Annotated in this window: 6 protein-coding genes and 1 pseudogene; 4 read left to right on the top strand and 3 right to left on the bottom strand. The window is 38.1% G+C overall.

From position 1 onward, the window contains the following. Positions 1-185: hypothetical protein (locus KNO72_RS15115; RefSeq protein ID WP_214758731.1), on the top strand; the 185-nt coding region annotated here is incomplete at its 5' end. A 191-nt stretch (positions 186-376) separates the two neighbouring features. Beyond that, positions 377-505 (top strand): annotated as a pseudogene (locus KNO72_RS15110) (ATP-binding protein); the annotation flags it as partial. Between the two features lie 378 nt (positions 506-883). Here the strand turns inward: KNO72_RS15110 and KNO72_RS15105 are convergent. The 3 genes from KNO72_RS15105 to KNO72_RS15095 all read right to left on the bottom strand — a co-directional run bounded on the left by KNO72_RS15105 (position 884) and on the right by KNO72_RS15095 (position 5,233). After that, entirely contained in the window at positions 884-1,276 is a 393-nt protein-coding gene (locus tag KNO72_RS15105; RefSeq protein WP_029336184.1) for a FixH family protein, read from the bottom strand. Positions 1,277-2,046: 770 nt separating this feature from the next. Beyond that, the gene (locus KNO72_RS15100; protein ID WP_029336183.1) at positions 2,047-3,384 is read right to left on the bottom strand and encodes a murein hydrolase activator EnvC family protein; all 1,338 of its coding nucleotides are present in this window, start codon (positions 3,382-3,384) and stop codon (positions 2,047-2,049) included. Positions 3,385-3,691: 307 nt separating this feature from the next. Further along, positions 3,692-5,233 carry an N-acetylmuramoyl-L-alanine amidase gene (locus KNO72_RS15095; protein WP_214689660.1) on the bottom strand — a complete coding sequence of 514 codons (1,542 nt, stop codon included), beginning with the start codon at positions 5,231-5,233 and terminating at the stop codon, positions 3,692-3,694. Between the two features lie 384 nt (positions 5,234-5,617). Here KNO72_RS15095 and KNO72_RS15090 point away from each other — a divergent pair, with 384 nt between their 5' ends. Next, positions 5,618-6,292, top strand: a complete 675-nt coding sequence (locus tag KNO72_RS15090; RefSeq protein ID WP_029595508.1) for a thioredoxin domain-containing protein — start codon at positions 5,618-5,620, stop codon at positions 6,290-6,292. Next, a complete protein-coding gene (locus KNO72_RS15085; RefSeq protein WP_029336179.1) occupies positions 6,289-6,708 on the top strand; it encodes a disulfide oxidoreductase in 420 nt (139 codons plus the stop codon). Before KNO72_RS15090 ends, KNO72_RS15085 begins: the two co-directional genes overlap by 4 nt. Positions 6,709-7,100 lie beyond the last annotated feature (392 nt).

The following is a 7,100-nucleotide window of genomic DNA, read 5'->3' as shown; positions in this document are numbered from 1 at the left end:
GTCCGATCAAGAAAGTGTATCTATACGGGACATGGGTGGTGGCGGATGGAGAAGTCAGCTTCGTCGTCTCAGAGCTATCCAAGGGTGTATTCGAATATGAAGTGATGCATGTCCATTGGCTCATCAAGTATCGGTTCAAAGATTGGGGCGTGTCTGAAGACGGGGCATGGGAGAAGGAATGGTGATCCGGGCTCATGCGTGAGCGTCTAACGCCAGGAGGCGAAGTCGCTCATCGCACCGCTGCCTCCCTGACGGCCCGATAACAAGAGCTGCTTTAAAACGCATCTCTATGTTCCTGGCCCTTTCTAACGGGAGGCACGGAGCGTAAGGGCAACGTCAAAAGCAAGAGCGTGGGCGCGTCTAACGCCACGCGGAGTGGCATTCGAATCTAGGACAGGCCCAAATCGCGGACGCAATTCTCGACAGGATCGTACACGACTCCTATAAAATCCTGGTCGATGGCGAAACCTCAATGAGGGAACACCACGGGCTAGGGATAAGCTAAGATCTTGGCCATCGATGAGTCGATGGCCTTTTTCTTCATATTGACTCGCTCAGTCGTCCGCACTAGTGGCTCTCTGTATCCGCAATACTCAGCAGGACAAAAAACGCATCCTTCGAGTTTTTGAGGATGCGTTTGAGCAATGTGACTCTATTTGACTCGCGTTTATATTCCTACATATAAGCATACAACTGATGGTAGTTTCCAAGGTGGAGCGACGGAATGGACGTATCAGACATTGGAGCGGAAAGGATATATCATAAAATTGGTATTTTTCGAGCATATATCACAAGGTTGATGTTGTCGCGCGATTCAATAAAAACGAGTTTTTTCATCATGGATTAGCTCGTCTATATTATTAATTGTAATAATTAAAATTTATTATTTTACTAATATTTCGTTTTTGGGCATAGAATGATAGCTTCTTGCTGTCGTATGTGAATATATAAAGTATTTACCGGGCTCTTCAAAAATATAAGAAATTACATACAGTCCGTCTTGTTGATAATTGGCTTCAATTTTTTCGTGTTGGCTTTCCTCTTGGCCTTCTTTCCATATCTCGAATTCAACTTTATCCGCATCGTCTACTTTCTCGTTTCCTTGAGAAACAGTTGCTATAAGTTCAATAACTTCGTTTGCTTTTACTATTTCAGGATCTGTTTTAAATTGTACATCAATTAATTCTGGAATCACTTCAGGTCCATTATTGCTTACTGTACTTCCACAACCAGATAATACTAACAAAACAATCAACAGTGAAAAAAACCTTGCCATCTTTTTTCTCTCCTTTAAACGATTTAATATTAACATACACGAAAATGTGATGTATTGATTATTACATTAAAAGTGACCTGATCATGCAATCTTATTAGCTATCGAGCATAGACCCCATGTCACTTTTAAGGTTCAAGACTTTATAGAGCGTCGTATGCTCGATTGGTTTACTTTTCTATATAAAAAATAAAGAAATGTACATTTTATATATTAAGTTCAATTTTATATATTAAGTTCAAAAGATATTAATTGAACTTAATCCAAAAAGTTGGATCATGAAATAGATCATCTGGTGACTTCGACAACCTAGGTTTGAATTTGGACCTTCATATCCGTAAATTTATCATCGACCGTTAGACACGGCCTTAGTAACCTAAGGTTCGTCTCGACGTATATTGCCAGTTGAAGGTCATCAAAGGAGAGAAGAGTCTGTACTTCAAGATTGAATCGATTAAAGATTGTCTACCCATCCATATCGTTTTTAATATCTACATAGTGAATGTGTATGTCGCACCTGAGATTGTATTCCCCAGGCACTCGTAGGGGGGTGGGGGCACGAACGAAAGCTCATCCTAACTTTCTGAAGTTTTTCTTGCGAGTCAGTTAGTGTTTGGTCACCGAGACTTTAAAAGCTTTCGGACATAAAAATCGCCCCATAAAAATTAGATTATCAGGTCCAACTTTTACGGGGCATCTAATATTCTGTGGTCTAAATATTAAGTGATTTACTGAAGTAATTATATAGTGTTAAACAATTTCGCCTCTGAAATTCAGAAAAATTGGGATGGGTTGACTGTATTCCCTGCACTTGTAGCTGAGTACGAATAGTTTCCTCGATGGACTTCAAAGTGTAAATGAGAACCGGTCGAATTTCCGGTACTCCCCATCGCACCGATGTTCTGTCCTCGGGTCACACGTTGTCCGGCGGAAACGGACAATGAGCTCATGTGAGCATAAAGGGTAGTCCAAACTTGACCGCCTATGACATGCGTAATGATGACATGATTTCCATAAGGTCCACCCCAGCCTGCTCGAGTTACAGTTCCTGTTTGAGCAGCCATAATAGGAGTTCCTACTGGTCCAGCTGTATCTAGTGCATTATGGAAGCTGTAGCCATTGGCCCCGCCTGCTGGACCCCATCCTTGGGTTACGATACCTGAGGTTGGACGTTGAAAAACTCCGCCACTTGTTGGAGAAGCGAGTGAATCCGTAGTCTTTGAAGTGTTTACCACTTTCTCAGAGTTTGGTGATTTTTCGAGAGAGGCTTTATTCTCGCTGATTTCATTTTTTTCGGCACTTTTTGCTTCTGCAGCTTTACGCGCAGCCTCTTTGGTACGAATTTTAGCTTGTTCTTCAAGCCTTTGGGCTTCAATCTCTGCTTGAATTGATTTTTCTTGTTCTTGAAGCGTCGATTCCATTTGTTGCAAGCTTACCAATTTAGATGTGAACTGGATTTTTTCGGCCTCTAATTTTTTTATTTGAGCAGCCCGCACTTTAATTTTGCCGTTCAATTTTTTCTGACTATTCTCTAGCTCTTCTTTTTGACTAATAAGCTTATCTTTTTCAGTGTCCAATTCAGCTTTAGCAATTTGAAGCTTATTTTTTGTTGATTGATATTCTTTGAAAAGTTCTTGATCATTTTCTTGAATCGTCCCTGCGGTGATCATGCGTGAAACCAGATCACCAAAGTCTTTTGAACCAAAAATAAATTCAGCCCAGTTTATAGAAGAACCACCGTTTTTTTGCATCGTGACCATGCGTTCTTCCATCAATGTCTTTTGAGAGCTCATTTTTTTCTGGAATTCTTTAATTTGAGTTTGAATCTGAGCAATTTTCTTTTGGGTTGTCCGAATTTCAGCCTTCTTCTGGGTGACCTCATTGATAATATCCTGTAACTCGGATTCCAAGTCATTCAGTTTCTGTTCTTCGAGTGTGATATCTTGTTCACGCTGCTGAATTGACGTATTAGCTTTACGTTGCTCTGTAGAATTTTGCGCTTGCTTCTGCTGGATATTTTTTTGTTTTTCAGTCAAGTTTAAAGCGTAAGAAGGGGATGCGCTTTGAACTAACATAACACCAAGTAAAGTTGAAGCTATAATTTTTTTCATGGTAAACAATGTTGTTGCCTCCGTAACTTATCTCTATTATAAAAAATGCGTTGCTGGATAAAAGTATTCGTATCATGATTAAAACTCGAACCGGAATCATTGTATCAATATTACTTCACCATCTATATTTCTATTTCTTTTCATTTCTATGTCAGTTGTTCTTTTGAGTTTATTGTCATTCGAGTATATCAAGAGAAATACTTATAATGCCATTTTGATGAGGAAATGAATGATGACCACTGAATTTAGGACATTTTGTCTCAAATTCAGTGGTCAAATCGTTTGTTAGTATTTGTTTGGTGTTTATTTAGTAGTAACTCTTCATAAATTTATCAATTCCTTTGGCGGTTGCTTTGATCATGTTACTTCCCGACATATAGGAGCGATCTACTGAGTTAGCAATAAAGCCATATTCGATGAGAGTAGAAGGTACCGTGTTTCTTCCTACCACATAGACATCTTGTCGCTTAACGCCTCGATTTTTTAAATCTGGAACGTTCATGGCGATTTCTTGATTAATTACTTCACCTAATCTGCGGCTAGCGTTCGCATATGGATTTGTGGTGTACGCGCTAGAAGTAGGGACGAGTGCTTCATGACCTGTAGCGAAAGAAGGTGACGAATTAATGTGGACGCTTATGAAAGCGTCAGCATCAAGCCTTTCTGATAGATTGGTCCGCTCAACAAGTGACAAGTATCTATCATTTGAGCGCGTTAGTTTCACTTCATAAAGCTCATAGTTTTTCTTTAGTTCGTCGGCCACACGATTAGCAATGTTTAGGGTGAGTACTTTTTCTTGAACTGTACCGTTTGAAGTCACTGCACCAGCATCTCCCCCACCGTGTCCAGCGTCAATTAAAATCACGTGTTTGTTAGCTGGAATCACCGGTGATTTTATAGGAGTTTTTCCGGTAAATGGTTGCACAAAACCAGATGATACGTAACCGACTTGATTGTTATATCGCACCTTGTACCAACTGGCGCTTTTCGATATGACAGAAATCGAAGTGCCTGAGGGAATTGTTGTCAAAATAGATCCGTAACGACTCGCTTGGTTACGTAAATTAAGATTTTCGATAGTAATGTATGTTGGATAAGTGGATAAAGAATCCCCCGGTGCCACTTGCACTATATAATGTCGAGCAGGTGTGAATCCTGTAATACCGTTATACATAACTTTTAACCAAGAACCCGTTGTGCCCGATTTTCCTAGTACAGTCACTTCAGTAGATGCTGGAATCGTAATAAGGACCTTTGAGTTCACTAAAGACATGCTTGAGCGAATCTCGGTCGTTTGCTTACTTCGTGACTTCATAGCCGAGGGCGATATGGTTACATACTGACTTGCCACATAGCCTTGAGTCCCATTGTATGATACTTTATACCAAGGGCCTGAGGCAGCATGGTACATTAGTGGGCTGGACTTTGGGATAGTCATTAAAACGGGTGATTTGACAGATGGGCCCTTACGCAGATTTAGTGAAGTTTTAGTTTTATATATTGTGTTTATTGAACTGACTGAATTTTTAGGTATAGGTTTTGGCGTCACGTACTTCGTTGAGACATAACCGATTTTTGAATTAAATGAAACTTTAAACCAGGATTTATCTTCTCCATATACACCTATCTTCTTAATGGTTTTTCCTTTTGGAATCGTCAAAAGGACTTTGCTTTTTGAAGAGAACGAGGAACGCAAATTCAAATTTTCAGTTGTTATGAATAGAGATTCCTCTGCATGTACGACGTTTAGGACGTTAACACTAGTTAAAAGCTTAAAGGGATAGAAAAAAGAAGTTAATAAAGCCAAGGAAATTACTAAGCTTATTCGAAATTTATGTTTAGACTTCATAATAGACTCCTCATATGTAGTTTTTTTGGTTGTAAAGACCCATGAATGGTTTTTTACTATCTGTATGGTACTTATCCTTTAAATATTAGTCATTCTATGCAACGATTATTGGCTTTCGTCTATCTACAGTTAAAAGTTTTCTTGCCCTGTTTTAAAATGCACTATTATTAAGGGGAATAGACGTATTTTAAGAAATAAATTGGCCCTCCTTTCATCTGCATAAAAGTTTAGTTGCATGAATGTGTTAGAATGTAACTTGTTTGACTCATAGATTTCGTTTTTAGAAGTCCATGGATTCAATGTTGAAAAACTAAGGATACTCTAGTATTTTTAGCTATAATTCTGATAAAAGAAATAACGAATTTATAAAAGAGGTGAATTGTTTTGAAAACTAATCAACTATTGACTATTTTTACATCCGTATTAGTAATTGCAGTCTTAGCTTTTTTATTTTTAAATGATCAAAGTTCCGAAAAATCAAAGACTAAAATTGTTCAAGATGAAAAGATATCAGTTAATAATCAACCTACAATAGGTAAAAAGGAAGCGCCGATATCAATTGTAGAATTCGGAGACTATAAATGCCCTTCGTGTAAAGAGTGGGGTGAAACAATCTATCCTCAACTTGTAAAAGATTACATTGAAAGTGGGAAAGCTTCCTTTAGTTACATTAATGTTTTGTTTCACGGAGATGAGTCCACTTTAGCTGCCCTTGCATCAGAATCTGTTTACAAAAATCACCCAGAATCATTTTGGCAATTTCACAAAGCTATTTATGAAGCTCAACCTGACGTGCAAATACACGATAATCCATGGGTTACGGTGGAGAAAATGGAAGAGATTGCGACGAAGACTGTCCCTTCTCTAGATTTAAATAAATTTAGAGAAGACCTATCAAGTCGTTCTTCTAGATTAGAATCAGTTAAAATGGATGCGGCGCTCGTAGAAAAATACAATGTTACACTGACCCCGACGATTGCAGTTAATGGGGTCATCCTTGAAAATCCATTCGACTATACCTCTATAAAAAAACAAATTGAAAAGGAGCTAACCCAATGAGCGCTTCAGTAATAAACCGATATGGACTGTACCTCGCCTGGGTTGTTTCAATTACTGCAGTACTTGGAAGTCTATATTTTAGCGAAATTCGTGGTTTTATACCTTGTGAACTCTGTTGGATTCAACGTATCTTTATGTACCCAATAGCTTTGATTCTTGCAATTGCAGTTTTCAGAGAAGATAGCTCAATCAAATTTTATGTTCTCCCTTTATCAATAATCGGATTCTGTATCTCTTTTTACCACTATCTTGTACAAAAGGTGCCCGGCTTTTCGGAAGTCAGACCATGTGAACAAGGAGTTTCCTGTAATGCACAGTACATTGACTGGATGGGTTTTATCACAATTCCGTTTTTAGCGTTGACCGCCTTTTTTCTGATTACAGTCATTCTTGGACGAATCAGTACCAAACAGTAGTTTTTGATTTGGATTTGAAAAATGAAGAACTAATTGTATCAAATTGGTATGCTTACTAAAAAACAGCTTTGATTTAGAAAAACATGAAAAGCTTTTTGAAGTTGGAAAATAGATTAGACAATACCCAGTAAATAATTCAATTGACGTTTTCTTAAAACGTTAGTGTACTATATTGATTTTTTGAAAAAGCGTGACTACCTATCGAGTATGAGATCTAACTAGCTCTCTAATAGGTAGTTTTTGTATGGCTAAAAATAAGAAATAATCGCAAAACCAGAGAAAGTATCTCAAATCTTCAAGTATGTAGAGCTGATAGAATAAATGTTTTTTAAATTAAGTGTTGACGGCACAGCAAAAGTCTAATAGGTTATATATGAACATATGAACATGTA

It is taken from the genome of Exiguobacterium sp. s123 (genome assembly GCF_018617075.1).
GTDB classification, from domain to species: Bacteria; Bacillota; Bacilli; order Exiguobacteriales; family Exiguobacteriaceae; genus Exiguobacterium; species Exiguobacterium profundum.
This window is presented reverse-complemented; position numbering and strand designations above follow the sequence as displayed.